The following is a 15,013-nucleotide window of genomic DNA, read 5'->3' as shown; positions in this document are numbered from 1 at the left end:
ACTACCTCGCGTCGGGGTGCACCGGTCCGACGCTGCCGGTCGGCGGATCGCCGTCCTCCACCTCGCGGCGATTGTTGCTCCAGGCCTCCACCGCCTGCTTGACCTGGGACAACACCTCGTCGAAGATTGTCTTAGCCCCCGCGCCGACCAGGGCGAGGACGATGTCCATGCCCACGCCCATCGGGGCACCGCCCCCGTCCGTACGGGGCCGCTCATGGATCTGTAAGAGGCCCTCGTGCACCCGCATCTCAAGCGGTGGCTCGCGCTCCAGCCACTTCTTCAGCGCCGCGACGTCCCGTTCGCTCGCGGTCCCGTCCAGGCGCACACGGATCTCCCGGCAGGCCACACCATCCCCCTCAGCCATAACTCCTCATCATGGCATTGCCGTTGGCCACCCGGGAGGGCTCGGTCCGGTCCTTCCCCAAGCGCTTCACAATCGTTACGGCCGTACGCCGGAGGCGGGAGCAGGGCCGAGGTGGCCGGTGGAAACCTTCCGCGACCTGCCCGAAGACCTCCGACGCTCCCTCGCACGGATCAGATTTCCGACTGGTCCACCTGGCGACCGGCGATCACGCGCGAAGAGGTCGCACGTTCAAACGCCGCCACCCGACCCGCGCCGGCAAGATGCAGCTCACGGGCTGATCCCGCACGGGCCAAGGGACATCCGGCGCGGCCGGAATCCGACGCTACAGTCCCGCCACATGTGATCAGCCAAGGAAGCTCAGCCGCACCTGCCGGTCGGGATTGTCTCTGTTGGTGTCCGCCAACCTCCGTTAGGACAACCCCAGCCTATCCGGATTGCCACGCATACCAGCCTGGTGCCGTGGTCATCCCCTTCCGGGTGACCACGGCGGCTGAAGCACCGGCGAGGCGTGCAGAAATCGCCATGGCCGATCCGCCGCGCTGACATCACGACGCCTTGCCGGGCAACCGTTCAGGAGTCGTAGCGCTTGGTCACCACCATCGTCGTCCCCGTGAGGACCGCTCCGACCGGCGCGTCCGCCCACTCAGCAAGAAGCAGAGGCTTCTCTTCCACGGACTTCAGCAGTTGGGCGATCACCTCGGCGCTCGGTGCAACCGACAGAGCACACCCGACGACCGGGCTGCCCGTCGCGCTGGTGTGGTCTCCGTACTCCTCGTCAGGGTCGTCCGGCTCCCAACGTCCGACCTCGATCTCCCAGGAAGCGTCGTCATCGCCCGCTTCCGGTGTGTGCACCGTCATGTAGAAACCGTCAGAGTCATACGGCTCCGCGAAGATCCCGCTGCCGGCATCGTCCAGTGAAGCCCACGTCCCACCACTCAGGGAGTGCGCCGTGACCAACACCCGGAGGTCAGCGGCAGCCTTCTCCCGCTCCTCAGGTGTGAATCCTGCTTCGCGGCGATCGAACTGCTCACGCGTCCTGTCGCTCAGCGTGTCCATTCCGTCGTCGTCCTTCACGAAGGGATGACCGAACTCCCAGTGACGTTCGATCTCCGGCTCATCCTCGGAGGACGTCGCCGAGAAATCGTCGAGTGCCACGCGCAACTCGTTCGCCTCTGCTTCCAGTTCGGCACGGATCGCCCTGCTGACCGTGTCGGGCACGTCCGCCAAGGCACATTCCAGATCGGCGAGTGCCTGGTACAGCCGCAGGCAGACGTACTCGTACCACAGACTGTGGGCACCGGTGAGAAGACCAGCTCGCGCAGCGGCGTCCGTTAGCGCCGCGAGGTGCTTGTGCGGGTAGTAGTCCATACGCCGCTCGCGGCGGTCGTGGACGCTGACAGGGACAGTAGCGAAGGCGGAGATCCGATTGAGGGCGTCGACGATCGGAGCCGCGAGGCGAGGGTCGCCGAGACTCGTCACAGTCTTGGATACGACGCCGTACGAGCCCTGGTACGTCGCCAGGATCTGAGTCTTCCCACGGTTGGCGTGCTGAGAGTAGATGGTCAAGGGAACGCCTTTCGTCTGTCCGGCAGACGACAGCCGGGCAGGATGGGTGCGTAGGAGTGTGGATGGAGGTGGTGGCGAGGGCGTTTTCCGACGCTCCGTACCTCAAGATGATCGGGGGTGGCCCAGGTGCTGTCCCAGGCTCCATTCCTGCCCGCAGGCTAGACGCATGCCCTCCGCGCCGCAAGCAGATACTCTCCCCCGCTCGGGCGCCAGGTCACCTGGGCGCTATGGCATTGGTATGCGTTATGCAGATGGGGGCGGGCTGACGATGAGGGCACGTCAGCGTCGCGAAGCGATACGCCTGGAAGCGGCCGGGTTGTTTGTCGAAGGTGCCAAGCCTCCGGAGGTCGCCCGCAGGCTGTGGGTGAGCATGATGTCGGCCTGCCAGTGGCAGCGGGCCTGGCGGGAGGGCGGCCCGCCTGTCGCGTCTCGCTTCCGCGGCGAGAGGCTCGCCTGCCCATCGCGGTTCTGCCATCCGTCGCCTTGGAACGGTCCGAATCACTCATTAGGAGTCAGTGGCAGAAATAGCCCATTTTCACATCTCCCTTACATGGCATGTTGGCCTCCCTGCTTCACCGAGGGAGGAACTGCATGCCCAACTTCCCTACGCCGACGGACTCGGCGCCGCGATACCCCAGGTGGTCGGACCGCCTCATACGTCAGCTCGACACCTTCGCGGCCACGCGGTCCCGTGCCGAGAAGGTGCCTGCCCTGATCCTCAGCAGGCAGGACGGCGGTGATGTCCGGGCGCCGGCCTTCATGGTCCGGGAATACGAGCACCGGCTGTCGCGACGGCGGGGCAACCCTCACTTCCAGGTACCGCACGCCGTCATCGACGACGCTGAACTGAGCGGAGGCTTCCTGGCCGCGATCGACCGGGTCGGACTGCGGTTCCAGCTCACCATGCCGTCGGGAAGGCTGCGGTTGCCGGCCTTTCACACCTGCCGGGCCGTCCTGGACTGCGAACGCGGCGCGGGCGACTTCCAGGCCCAGCAGCAGCCGATCCTCGATGACCTGTACGCAGCCCTGCTCAAAAGGCGGAAGACGCTGCGTGGCTGCGCTCGCCTCGCGGACTTCCTGGGTCAGCATCTCCTGACCGGCTGGTTGCAGGGACTCGTGGCAGCCCTGGTCGTCGGCTTTCCCAAGCTCTGTTACCGGTTCCACCTGCGGCACTGGGGCCTGCGCTGGGTCGCGGACGAAGCGAACGTGACCTGCTTCCTGGACGCCGCGCTCGCCTTCTGTCAGGACGGCGAGCTGGACAGGGAGGACCCGCGCGTGCGACGTATCCTCTTGCGCGCGCTGCTGACCGATCTGCGGCAAGCGACCCGAAGAAGGACCTGGCTGAGTCATCTGTGGGCACGGCGCCGGTGGTCCTTCGTCGTCCTCATTCCCGAGATCGACGACGCGGACGGCCCCGGCCGCGCCTTCCTCGGCACGTTCGAGGAGCTCGCCGGTGACCATCCGTCCAAGCCGCTGCTCGTCCTGGCCGCCTGCGCGGGTCCGCCTCCGGACTACGCCGCGCCGCTGGGCGCCGACTGCGACCGGCCCAACGGCGTTGCCGACAAGGTCTTCACGTTCCTCAACGAGGGCAGTGACGAGCCGGTACGTCTCATCACGCTGCCTGCCGAGGACGACACGGAGGGCACGGCCAAGACGAAGATCGACACCCATTGGGGCGTCATGGCTCGCCGGGACCACCCGCTCGACTGGTTGCGTCCGGCCGCCCTGCCCGTCATGGCCGCGGCGACCGCGGGCATCCTCCTGGTCCCGCACTACCTCTGGCCCACTCCGCCCCCCGCGCCTCCCTCATGTGTCACTGTCAGGACCGGTGAGCGCGTGGGCGTCACCGACGGCAGGCAATGTGATCTGGCCGTACCGGGAGACCGCGGAAGGGAACTGCGGGACCTGGAGCACCAGGTCGCGAAGGAGAACGCCCAGATCCCGGACGGGCGTTACCGCACCCTGGTCTTCCTCGCTCCCCTGAGTCTGCAGAACGGCGTGTACGACGACCCGCCGATCGGCCTGCAGATTCTGCGTGGCGCCATCGCCCAGCAGCACAAGCTCAACACCGGGGTCCGCCAGAACAAGATGCCGATCCGCCTGCTCATCGCCAACACCGGCCAGTACTTCCAGTACGGCGCACGCAGCGCCGCAGCGCCGCAGGACCCGGACGTCGCACGGATGATCATCAGCCGTCAGCGGCAGGACCACATCGCCGCGGTCATCGGCATCACCCAGAGCCGTCCCGAGTCGCTGAACGCGGTCCGGGAACTGGACCAGGCCGGCATCCCGGTCATCGCGAACGGTGTGTCCGGCAGCACCATGGTCGGCCCCGACTCGCCACAGCGGTACTTCCAGATCTCGGCGCCGGACGGACGCGTCGCGCCGGTCCTCGCCGACTTCATCCGCCACTCGCCCGCGGTCCGCTCACTCACCAGCGGCACACCGCACGCCGTGGTCGTGTACGACCCCACCGACACGGCCTTCAGCACGGACCTGAAGAACCTGTTCGTCGCCGCCTACCGCCGACACGGCGGTATCGACGAGATCAAGTACAGCGAGAAGCCCGGGGCGAACACGCCGGAGGACATCGCGAGCGAAGTGTGCAACAAGGTCGCTGCGACGCACGGGATCGTGGTCTACCTGGCCCGATCCGGTGTGCTTCCCAGCCTGCTCAACGCGATGCAGACTGCGGGCGGTCAGTGCCAGCCCCCACAAGGCACGACCATCCCCATGATCACCGAGAGCTCCCCCATCGACTTCCAGCTTCATCCCGAACAGACGGCGCGCACCTACCCGTACATGACGCTCTTCTACGAGACGACGAACGCCCCCACCCCGGACTCCCGGGATCCCTACGCCCAGTTCGCCCAGGACTTCGCTACCGTCTTCGGCGGACGCAGCGCGGATGCGGACGCCGCCGGCGGCTTCGACACCGTGGGTGTCGTCAGCAAGGTCATCGAGGACCTGCTGCCGACGTCCGACGACGTCCAGCCCAACGACATCTACCTGTGGCTCACCGCCCACGGCGTGTCCCAGTACCCCGGCGCTTCCGGCGTGCTGCAACTGGACGGCAAGAACAAATACCCGCCCGACAAAGCTGTGTTCATCCGCGAGATCACCCAACCGGGCGGAACCACGGCCACACTGCTCAGCTGCGGAGTCCTGCCCGACCGGCAGAACCCCGCGAAGTGGGGCACTCCTCCCGACACCTTCCCCTGCCCCAAAGAGGACACTGCGGCGGCTACCCCATGAGAGGCTCCCGGTTCAGTTCGTACTGAGCATGCCTTCGCGCAGGCGGGCCAGGAGGCTCGCGATCAGGCAGGAGACGTCCACCTTGGAACGCCTTAGGAGGGCTGGGGTCCCGCGGCGCGGCGGAGCCGGTTGGCGATCGCCAGTCCCAGCCCCTCCTCCACCGGCAAGGATGCGACGATGAGGTCGCATCCCCGCTGGTCGAACTCGCGCAGGAACCTGTACAGCCCGTGCGCGTAGGCGGCCATCGAGTCGGGGACCGTCAGCACGGTGTGTGCCTTCAACGGAGCGCCGGCGAGGGAGGAGGGAAGAAAGACGCCCACCTGGTGCCCAGCTCTTGCGCCATCTCCGCTTCCACCACGACCTTCTCGGGCTCGACCAGGACGACCCGCGCACGCGGCGCGTAGTGGGACGGATGCTGGCCGGCACCCGAACCGGGGCTGGTCGCGGGGACTGCGAGCGAGTACCCCAGCGGCCCGACAGCGGAGGCACTGACCGTGCAGAAGTCTGCCCATCGCGCTGCACGTCGGGCAGCGGTAGGCGAAGTTGACTCCGGCGCACTCCGGACAGAGCGGACCTGCTTCCTCCTGACGGAAGACGGCCCCCAGCTGGCCGCATCGGTGGCAGTTGGCGTGGGTGAAGCGGACCTCGTCGACGCAGGGCAAGCAGACCGGGCCTTCCGGCCAGCGACGCTCGGCTCTGGCGAGCGTCTCGCAGCGGCTGCAGGGGACACTCGCTGCCCGGTAGCACGAGACGCTGTGACGTCCGGGATCAGATCAGCGGGGCAGGGGGCTGGCAGGGGCTGCATGAGGTGCATCGTCCCAGCACGGGTGGGCTTTGGTGACCCCAACACGGTTGCGTCCGGCGTCGGTGCACCAGCACAGCGGAATCGTTCGCCCACTGCCTCCCACGCCTGCCCGTTCAGCCCGCTGCCCGAGTAGGACCTGACCACCGTCGGCCTAGGCCAAGCCGCCTGAGTGCCGAACCGTGAACGTGCCGGGTACCCAGGCAGGGTCCGTCATGGGAACGCCGTCGGCGCCGCCCGGGGACGACACCCTTGGTCGCCGCCTGCCCCACGCTTGGCCCTCCCTCGGCGTGTTAGGAGCGGCTCTCCAGACGGTAGCCGTGTCCCCTCAGGGTGGTGATGCGGGGCACTCGGCAGGGACGGTCGGATGCTTCGGCTGCCGAGGCGAGGCGGTGGCGCAGGCCGGCCATGGTGACGTCGAGGGTTTTGGTGGATCCGAACCAGTTCTCGTCCCAGACCTCGGCCATGAGGGTTTCGCGGGATACGGCCTCGCCGATGTGCCGGCCGAGGAGGACGAGGAGTTCGAACTCCTTGGGGCGCAGTTGGACCTCTTCGCCGTGGAGGCTGCAGTGCCGCGCCGTGGTGTCGACCATGAGGTCGTCGAGCCGGAGTACCGGCTGGGGAGCCGGGGTGATGGTGTGTCGGCGCAGGTGGGCGCGCAGGCGGGCCAGCAGGACGGTGAGGCTGAAGGGCTTGACGAGGTAGTCGTCAGCTCCGGCGTCGAGGCCGGCGATCACATCGATGTCGTCCGTGCGGGCGGTGAGGATGATGATGAGCAGGTCGGGGCAGCGGATGCGCAGGGTGCGGGCGACGTCGAGGCCGTCCATGTCGGGAAGGCCGAGGTCTAGGAGGAGGGCGTCGTAGGGGGTGTGGGCGGCTTCGGCCAGGCCGCTTGCGCCGGTGCGGCTCCAGGTGGGCGCGTAACCGTTGCTGTGCAGGCCGGTTTCCAGGTGGCGGCCGATGGTGGCGTCGTCCTCGATGACGAGGACGCGGATGCGGCTGCGGTCCGGTGCGGCGGGGGTGCGCATGGTCGACAGCGTAGGAGGGCGCGCGGGGATCGGCTCGGTTGCCAACGCAGGTGTGCTCACAGGTCACGCAGCTCCTCCACGGGCGGGCGCTTCGCGCGCCGGATTCCGTTCAGCGCGGCTGCCGTGACGGCGATCAGTGCGGCGAGCGCGGTGAGCACCAGGTAGGAGCCGGGGACCGAGAGGCTTGCGGGGGGTGGGTCGAAGACTCCTGTCAGGACCTTGACCAGCATTTCGGACAGGGCCCAGCCGATGAGGGCGCCTCCGGCCAGACCGGCCGCGGCCAGGATGAGGGCTTCGGTGAGGACCATGCCGCGCAGCTGGCGTGTCGTGGCGCCGAGGACGGTGGCGATGGCGAAGGTGCGGCGGCGTTCGGCGAGGCCGAGGGCGAGGACGAGTCCTCCGGCTCCGGCGGCCAGCAGGACGGCGAAGGCGAGTTCGATGCGGGTGAGTCCGGCCAGGTCGACGGAGGTCAGGCTGGTGCCGACGGTGCCGCGGGTCTGGGTGAGGTCGGTGACGGTGGCGGCGGTGCCGAGCTGATGGCGCAGGTGTGCGGCGATCTGTTTCTGGTGCGTGCCGCCGGTGTCGAGGAGGAAGGCGCCGACCGCGTCGCTGCCGGTGGTCTTGGAGATGTAGGAGGCGTTGGCGACGAAGAAGCTGTCCTTGGGGGCGGTGGGGAATTCCTTGGCGATGCCGGCGTAGTGGAAGGGGACCGTGCGCAGGGCCTTGGTGCGGGCGTCCTGGATGCGCAGGTTGACGGTGTCGCCCGGGGAGAGCTGGAAGTCGTTGACGGTTTCCACGCTGACCAGCAGGTTGTCCGGACGCTGGGCCAGCTTCCGCATGAGCTGGTGAGCGGTGCCGCCGGCGAAGTAGGCGTCCTGGAGTGAGGTGGCCTGGGCGATGGTGTCCGGGCGGACGCCGTAGAGGTCCTGCAGGTCGGAGCCGACGTAGGCGAAGCGGTGCTGGAGGGGCTCGACGTGCCGGACGCCGGAAACCTTCAGCGTGCCTGCGGCGGCGGGCGGGATGCGGGCGCCGGGTGGTTCGGTGACAGTGACGTCGGCGCCGTTGGTCAGCCGGGCGTCGACCTCGGCCTGCTGTTTGTAGGTGGCGTTGAAGACGGCAGTGGACAGGGCGAAGGACACGGCGAGGGCGAGCAGGACCACGGAGCGGGCGAGCGGGCGTCGGCGTCGGGCGAGGACGGCGGCGGTGGTGCCGGCAAGGGTGGCGGTCAGCGGGCGGGCCAGCCGGGCCAGGGCGGGGCGGCCGTGGGTGAGGGCGAGGAGGGTGAGCCGCCACACCAGCAGTGCGGCGCCGATCCACAGCAGGGCGGGGCCGAGGAAGGCCCAGTACGACACGGAGAGGCTGGGGACGCCCTCCGGGGCAAGGACGAGGGCGTACTGGTTGCCGGAGGAGGCGCGGAAGATGAGCCAGGAGCAGACCAGCAGGAGGAAGTCCAAGCCGTAGCGCATCCACCAGGGGTTGCGGGTGCTGAGTGCGCCGGCTTCCTTGCGGGTGTCGGCGACGGTGACGGTGTGCAGGTCACGCAGGGCCGGTATCAGGACGGCGCCCGCGGCGACGGCGACGCCGAGGACGAAGGCGATGCCGTACCAGACGGCAAAGGTGCCCGCGCTCGCCCCGAAGGAGGCGGCGCCGAAGGCGAGGCGTCCGGTCAGAGCCGCGATGCCCAGTCCGGCCAGGCCACCGGCAAGACCGATCAGGGCGGCTTCCAGGCCCGCGAGGGCGGTGATCTGGGTGGGGCGCAGGCCGCGCAGGCGCAGCAGCCCCTGTTCCTGGCGGCGGCGCTCGCCACCGGCGGAGGCGACCGATGCGGTCAGCGCGGCGGCCAGGACGGCTCCGGGGACACCGAGGAAGAGGAAGAGGATCTGGGCGTAGAGGGCGTCCTGGCGGGCGGAGTCGAGGGCGGCACCCACGTTGTTGCCGACGAGTGCGGTGCCGGAGGACCGGGCCTCCAGGTGGTGGGCGGCGCCGGTGACCGAGGTGAAGGCGGCGGCCGGGTCGGAGGGCAGCCCGGCGTTGTCGCGGGCGACGTGGATCTGGGTGGTGACGCCGGTGGCGCCGTGGGTGAGGGAGGCGAACTTGCCGGCAGGCAGGAGGACGACGTTGTCCGGGGGTGCGGTCGGCTGGGACTGGGCGGGGGCGCCGACGGTCTGGAAGAGGGAGTCGGCCTGGGGCAGGTCGACGACGCCGTCCACCTTCACCTGCCGCACTCCGATGCCGGGGAAGTGGATACCGATGGTGTCGCCGGGGGCGGCGTGCAGGTTGGATGCGGTCTGCTGGGCCAGCAGGACACCGTTCGGGGAGCCGGACAGCGTGCGGATGGCGTCGGGGAAGAGGGCGCGGTAGCCGTCCGGGAGTCCGAGCGCCATGCCGGGGCCGGTGGTCTGGGTGCTGCCCTGGACGCGGGCGGCAAAACCGGTGGTGTGGGCGTAGCCGACCGGCAGGGCGGCGCGGGTTGCGGGTGTCGTGCGGACCAGGGACAGGACCGTGTTCGGATCGGCTGCGGGCTGTACCTGGACCTGCCAGTCGACGGCGACCGAGCGCAGGGCGCGCTGGGTCATGGTCGCCTTCGATGCGGTCAGGAAGGAGCCGAGCGCGGCGATGAGAGCGACCGCGAGCGCGATCCCGGCGAGGGCGGCCAGCAGCCGCCCGGCGCGGTGACGGGTCAGGCCGCGCGCCCAGGCGGTGATCACGAGACCTCCTCGGGGGCGAGCAGCCGGCCGTCGTGCATCGAGCGCCGCACGGACAGTCGGGCGGCGACGCCCGGGTCGTGGGTGGTGACGACGAGGGCGGCGCCGATGTGGTCGGCGGCGGCCAGCAGGGCGTCCAGCACATGGGCGCCGGTGGCGTGGTCGAGGCGGCCGGTGGGTTCGTCGGCGAGGATCAGCCGCGGGGCCTGGGCCAGGACCCTGGCGGCGGCAACGCGTTGGGCCTGTCCACCGGAGATCTCCTCGGGCAGCCGGTCGGCCAGATCGGCGGCGCCCACTAGGTCCAGCGCCGCAAGGGCGGCCTGCCGTGCCTCCCGTTCGCTCCGGCCGGCGAGCACGAGGGGCAGGGCGGCGTTCTCGACCACGCTCAGAGCGGGGATCAGGCTGTCGCCTTGGAAGATGAGGCCGATGTCGTACGGCCCGAGTGACGCGGAACGGGTGACCATGCCGCTGGTGGGCTGTTCGAGCCCGGCCAGCAAGTGCAGCAGCGAGCTCTTACCCGAGCCGGAGGGGCCGACAACCGCGAGCCGATCGTCGGTCCCGATCTCCAGGGTGGTTCCGTGGACGGCCACGACCGCCTGCGGACCCTCGCCGAAGGTGAGGGCTGCGTCCTGGCAGGCGACGAGGACCTCATCCGGTGGCATCGCGGACCTCCTGCCCTTCAAGACGTCCGCCGTGGGCGGCCGAGGCGTCGGTCGCTGTTCCATCCATCAGGGCGATGACCCGGTCGGCCACCCGCACGGCCTGATCGCTGTGGGTGACGATCACGACCGCGCAGCCGTCGGCGGCCCTTTCGCGCAGCATGGCGAGCACCATGCGCTCGATGTCGCTGTCGAGTTCCCCGGTCGGCTCGTCGGCCAGGAGCACGGCGGGCGAGTTGGCCAGCGCCACGGCGAGTCCGGCCCTCGCCAGTTCCCCTCCGGACAGCTGCCTGGGCAGGGCGTGGGCCCGCTCGGCGAGCCCGACCTGGCTCAGCAGCTCTCGTGGCGAGGTGGCAGGGCCGCGGCCCTTTGCCCGCTGTGCCAGGCGGATGTTGTCCCGCAGGCTCAGATGGGGCAGGAGGTTGCGGGTCTGCAGGAGTACGCCGACGTACCGGGCGCGCAGCCGGGCGCGCTCGGTCTCCGGCCGGTGGCTGATGCGCACCCCGTTGACGCGGACCTCGCCGCCCGAGGGTTCGTCCAGCCCCGCCAGACACGCCAGCAGGGTCGATTTGCCCGACCCGGACGGTCCGACGACCGCGACCGTCTCGCCGCGCCCGACTCGCAGCGAGACCCCGCGCAGCGCGAGCGTCTCTTCCTCCCCGGCCCGGTAGAAGCGGTACAGCTCGCGGGCGGTGAGGACGTCCTCGCCGGGGGCGTGGGTGCGCATCTCGTGGGAGATGTTGGCGGCCATGGTGGTCACTGCCAGGTGAAGGAGTCGCTGACGATCCGCCAGGGGTCGACGTTGTCGGCGTTGACCGGGCCGGACAGGGTCAGGTCCACCTCGTGACCGGAACGGTAGAAGGCGTACCGCTCGAACGCGTCCCGCACCACCTTGCCGGTGACTGGATCCTTGGCAGAGTCGCCCTGGTAGGTCAGCAGGACGACACGGCCGGCATGCCGGGTCACCTCAGACACCTTGGGTGTCGCGAACTTCGGCACATGGGTGCGCAGCCGGGGAACGACCGTGTTGGTGACCGAGCCGACCGTGGGGGCGCTGGAGGCGGAGGCCGCCGTGATCCGTACAGTGTTCAGCTTGTCCGTGAACACGGTCGTGTTCTTCTGGTCGGTGCGGGCCCAGCCCTCAGGCACCTTGACCGTGAAGCCGGTGAAGGTGAAGGTGCCGCCGCCCGGCCGGTAGGCGACGTAGACCTGGTTGTCGGGGATGTCGCCGGGCGGATTGGACTCGGTGGGCGCCGGAGGGTTCGGGGTGTTTCCACCTCCTGCCGCCGCGTGCGAGGCCGGTGCGGGGGATGGCGGGGCGGGACCCGAGTGCGATCCGGTACCGCCGGAGGCGGCGGTCACCGCGGCGACCAGAGCCAGACCGACGACGGCGGACGTCCGTGCGTGTGCTGCCATGGCCACTGCCCTCCCAAGGAGCCCTTGGACCAGACGGTCATGCCACCGACGCTAGAAGCCGGCCGGTTAACGCCCGGCACGCCGACGGTTAGACGACGGCAAAAGCGCGTAGCTCATACCGCCCGGACCAGGCCGACGGCCGCATGATGAAAGACATGAGACAGCGCGTGGTGCGAGTCGCCCTCACCGCCGCCCTGGTCGCCGTCGTCCTCCTGGCCGTGCCCCTGGCGTGGGCCATCAGGTCGATGCTCTACATCGACCAGCGGGACAGCCTGGAGCGGGTCGCCCTCGCCGGTGCCGTGCGGGTGAGCCCGGACTACCAGAAGGGCGACCCAGTCGAACTCCCCAGACCCCCGGCCGGCACGCGGCTTGGCCTGTACGACCCACAGCTGCGGCTACGGACTGGCAGCGGCTCAAGATCAGGCGACACATCGGTCCGCCAAGCCCTGAAAGGGCAGGTGGTCCGGAGCCGATCGGGCGGTGACCTGGTCGTCGCCGTGCCTGTCTCCCACGCCGAGCAGGTGATCGGAGTGATACGGGCGTCCTCGCCCGTCGCAACCGTGCGCAACCGCGTTTTCACCGTGTGGGGCGCCCTCCTGGGCGTCGCCGCTTTCGGGCTGGCTGTCGCCGTCCTCGTCGCCCACCGTCAGGCCCGCGCACTGGCCGCCCCGCTGGAAGACCTCTCGCGCCACTGCCAGGCCGTCACCGACGGCGACCTGAACGCCCGCGCGGCCCCCAGCAGCATCACCGAGATCGACCAGGTCGCCCGTACCCACAACGAGATGCTGCACAGCCTGTCCGAACTCCTCCGCCATGAACGGGACTTCACCGCCAACGCCTCCCATCAGCTGCGCACCCCGCTCACCGGTCTCCAGCTCACCCTGGAGGCGGGCCTGGAGCAAGGCGAGAACGCACGGCTTGGGCCCGTCCTGGAGGAGGCTTTGGCCACCACGCGTCGGCTGCACCGCACCGTGGAGGAGGTCCTGCGCCTGTCGGGCTCACCCGGCCCTCCCCGGTCCAGTGCCCTGCTCCGGCCGGTGGGACAGGTGCTGCGGGCGACGCAACAGCGCTGGCACGGCCCGTTCGCCGACGACGGCAGACGCCTGGAATACCTCACTCTCGACGTGCCGGACGACCTGCCCGTGCCCGGTGGAGCTGTCACCGAAATCCTGGACGTCCTGCTGGACAACGCCCGCCTGCATGGCCGGGGCATGGTCCGCGTAACGGTGCGCGACCTTGACGACGCGCTCGCCTTCGACGTCACCGACGAGGGCGAGGTGAGCGGCGACATGGCGCGGCTGTTCGATCGGGGTCACACGGGCAGCAGGACGGGTACGGGTATCGGCCTCGCCTTCGCCCGCGACCTGGCAGACTCCCTCGGCGGCCGACTCTCCCTGACCCGCGGCACCCCGGCCACCTTCACCCTGCTCCTGCCGGTTCACCGGGACCAACCATAAAAAGCGCCGAGGCCGAAGTAATCGCTCAGCACGAGTAATGCCTTCACCACATAGGTTGACCGGTTTGGTCAGGTTTCCGCAGGGAGAGGGCGTCCGCCCCAGCGGATGCGTTTCCCGCTCCGGATGCGGAAGCGTTCACATCGTTGGGCGACGAGGACGTCGGGGTGGCATCCCTTGGTGGTGCGCCGGCTAAGGCAGACCTGCAGGACCCGGGCCTGAGTGGTCACCCACGCCTGCTTCTGGCATCCGCCGCCACCGCGACTGACCAGCCCCGGCGACAGCGGGGCGGTCGAAGCCATTGACGCCAGCTTCGACCGCCCCACGGGAGCCTGCGGATATAACCGGGCTGCCACAGGCGGCCCCGGCCGCTTGCGCTGTCCGCGGCTCGCCGGCGTGTGCCGAGGCGGCGCGGTTCTCTGCGCAGCCCGACACACTGAGCCCGTCGGCCGGGCGGGCCGGCCGAGCGCTGTGCGGTCTGTCAGCCCATGTCCGTCAGGAGGGCGTTCAGTTCCTTCTCCTGCTGCGCAGGCGACATCGGCGGGTTCGAGTGATCGATACCGAAGGTCTTGAGCACCTTGTCCATCTGAGCGTCGATGGAGGTCCAGCCGGTGTTGTCCAGCGGCTGCAACGACGCCTGGTCGGCGTCCCACAGGTCACGCAGCGACTGGGCGGCCGCGTGCGCGCCCTTCGCGTTCCCCGAGCGTGCGTCCTTGAGCGAGGTCGAGGCGAGGGTCCGCAGCGCGGAGACCTTGGCAGGCGGGAACTTCTTCACCGCCACGCCCGGAGCCATCTGGACGGCGGAGGTGTTGTCGGCCTCCGGCGCCGGGCCGACATGCGGCTGGCCGTGGGCCCAGACCAGCAGGCCCGTGGTCGCGACGGCGAGCAGTCCGAAGCCGGCCAGCGCGACGCGCTCCTTGCGCGGGTCGCCGGTGGCGTGTGCGGCGTGGGCCGCCTCGTAGGTCTCGGTCACGTCCGAGCGCGTCACCGTCAGGTAGACCACCGTCGCCAGGATCAGCCCGAGGAAGATCAGGCTGGTGGTGAACGTGCCCAGCGCGAGACCGGTCGGCTCGCCCGGCTGCGCGACCTTCGGGGAGGCGAGCCAGTCGCCGATGTTGGCGCCCAGCGGGCGGGTCAGGATGTAGGCGAGCCAGAAGGACAGCACCGGGTTCGCGCCGAACTTCCACAGCAGCGTGATCGCCGCGATGAGGCCGAGCGGCAGCAGGACCGAGGCGCCCGGGCTCCAGCCGGTGAGCTCCAGGGTCCAGTCGCCGGTCGCGGTGCCGAGCGCGAAGGTGACGAGAACGGCGAGCCAGTAGAACGACTCACGCGGAAGCGTCGCGACCGAGTGGATCGACAGGGTGCGCTCGCGCAGCCACCACACGCCGAAGACCACGGCGAGCAGGACCGAGAACACGGCGGAGCTGATCCACAGCGGCACGTTGAGCTGGTCGGTGAGGATGTCCGTGTACAGCGTGCCCGTGACACTGACAACGACCACGGTCAGCCAGTAGGGGAACGGGACGTACCGCTTCAGCCACAACTGGATGGCCAGGACCACCACGAACACCGCGGTGAAGATCCAGGCCGTGTTCACCAGGCCGACGCCCAGCTTCATGTTGATCCAGTCGGCGAAACTCTCACCCACGGTGGTGCACAGGATCTTGATCACCCAGAACCAGACGGTGACCTCGGGGACCTTGTTGAGCATGAGGCGCCCGCTGCGCGTGCGTGCTTCCGTTGTCGTTGTCATGCAGGGAGGTT

At 69.6% G+C, this 15,013-nt stretch carries 10 protein-coding genes and 2 pseudogenes; 3 read left to right on the top strand and 9 right to left on the bottom strand.

Annotated elements, in window-relative coordinates; genetic code table 11:
• Position 1: 1 nt before the first annotated feature.
• Both IE277_RS13955 and IE277_RS13950 read right to left on the bottom strand, forming a co-directional pair.
• Complete coding sequence (locus IE277_RS13955) at positions 2-364, bottom strand: effector-associated constant component EACC1 (protein ID WP_189952139.1); 363 nt, start codon at positions 362-364, stop codon at positions 2-4.
• A gap of 570 nt (positions 365-934) precedes the next feature.
• Positions 935-1,930 carry a hypothetical protein gene (locus IE277_RS13950; protein ID WP_189952137.1) on the bottom strand — a complete coding sequence of 332 codons (996 nt, stop codon included), beginning with the start codon at positions 1,928-1,930 and terminating at the stop codon, positions 935-937.
• Between the two features lie 238 nt (positions 1,931-2,168).
• On the opposite strand from IE277_RS13950, the pseudogene IE277_RS50090 reads away from it, so the two are divergent.
• Both IE277_RS50090 and IE277_RS13940 read left to right on the top strand, forming a co-directional pair.
• Positions 2,169-2,345, top strand: a pseudogene (locus tag IE277_RS50090) (helix-turn-helix domain-containing protein); the annotation flags it as partial.
• 176 nt (positions 2,346-2,521) lie between these two features.
• Entirely contained in the window at positions 2,522-5,185 is a 2,664-nt protein-coding gene (locus IE277_RS13940; protein WP_229881547.1) for an ABC transporter substrate-binding protein, read from the top strand.
• A 92-nt stretch (positions 5,186-5,277) separates the two neighbouring features.
• Here IE277_RS13940 and IE277_RS13935 read toward each other — a convergent pair.
• From IE277_RS13935 to IE277_RS13910, 6 genes and pseudogenes are all read right to left on the bottom strand, one after another.
• Positions 5,278-5,654, bottom strand: a pseudogene (locus IE277_RS13935) (Sua5 family C-terminal domain-containing protein); the annotation flags it as partial.
• Positions 5,655-6,280: 626 nt separating this feature from the next.
• Positions 6,281-7,015: a response regulator transcription factor gene (locus IE277_RS13930; protein ID WP_189952130.1), complete on the bottom strand. Its 735-nt coding sequence runs from the start codon at positions 7,013-7,015 to the stop codon at positions 6,281-6,283.
• Between the two features lie 56 nt (positions 7,016-7,071).
• Entirely contained in the window at positions 7,072-9,723 is a 2,652-nt protein-coding gene (locus IE277_RS13925; RefSeq protein WP_189952128.1) for an FtsX-like permease family protein, read from the bottom strand.
• The gene (locus IE277_RS13920; protein ID WP_189952126.1) at positions 9,720-10,382 is read right to left on the bottom strand and encodes an ABC transporter ATP-binding protein; all 663 of its coding nucleotides are present in this window, start codon (positions 10,380-10,382) and stop codon (positions 9,720-9,722) included. The genes IE277_RS13925 and IE277_RS13920 overlap by 4 nt, the downstream gene beginning before the upstream one ends.
• Positions 10,369-11,130, bottom strand: a complete 762-nt coding sequence (locus IE277_RS13915) for an ABC transporter ATP-binding protein (RefSeq protein WP_229881398.1) — start codon at positions 11,128-11,130, stop codon at positions 10,369-10,371. Before IE277_RS13915 ends, IE277_RS13920 begins: the two co-directional genes overlap by 14 nt.
• Before the next feature lie 5 nt (positions 11,131-11,135).
• Entirely contained in the window at positions 11,136-11,795 is a 660-nt protein-coding gene (locus IE277_RS13910) for a hypothetical protein (RefSeq protein ID WP_189952124.1), read from the bottom strand.
• Between the two features lie 155 nt (positions 11,796-11,950).
• On the opposite strand from IE277_RS13910, the gene IE277_RS13905 reads away from it, so the two are divergent.
• The gene (locus IE277_RS13905; RefSeq protein WP_189952122.1) at positions 11,951-13,252 is read left to right on the top strand and encodes a HAMP domain-containing sensor histidine kinase; all 1,302 of its coding nucleotides are present in this window, start codon (positions 11,951-11,953) and stop codon (positions 13,250-13,252) included.
• A 478-nt stretch (positions 13,253-13,730) separates the two neighbouring features.
• On the opposite strand, the gene IE277_RS13900 is transcribed toward IE277_RS13905, so the two are convergent.
• Positions 13,731-15,002, bottom strand: coding sequence for a COG4705 family protein (locus IE277_RS13900; protein WP_189952120.1), 1,272 nt, complete (start codon positions 15,000-15,002; stop codon positions 13,731-13,733).
• Between the last annotated feature and the right edge of the window lie 11 nt (positions 15,003-15,013).

Source organism: Streptomyces alanosinicus (assembly GCF_014650595.1).
Classification (GTDB): domain Bacteria; phylum Actinomycetota; class Actinomycetes; order Streptomycetales; family Streptomycetaceae; genus Streptomyces; species Streptomyces alanosinicus.
This window is presented reverse-complemented; position numbering and strand designations above follow the sequence as displayed.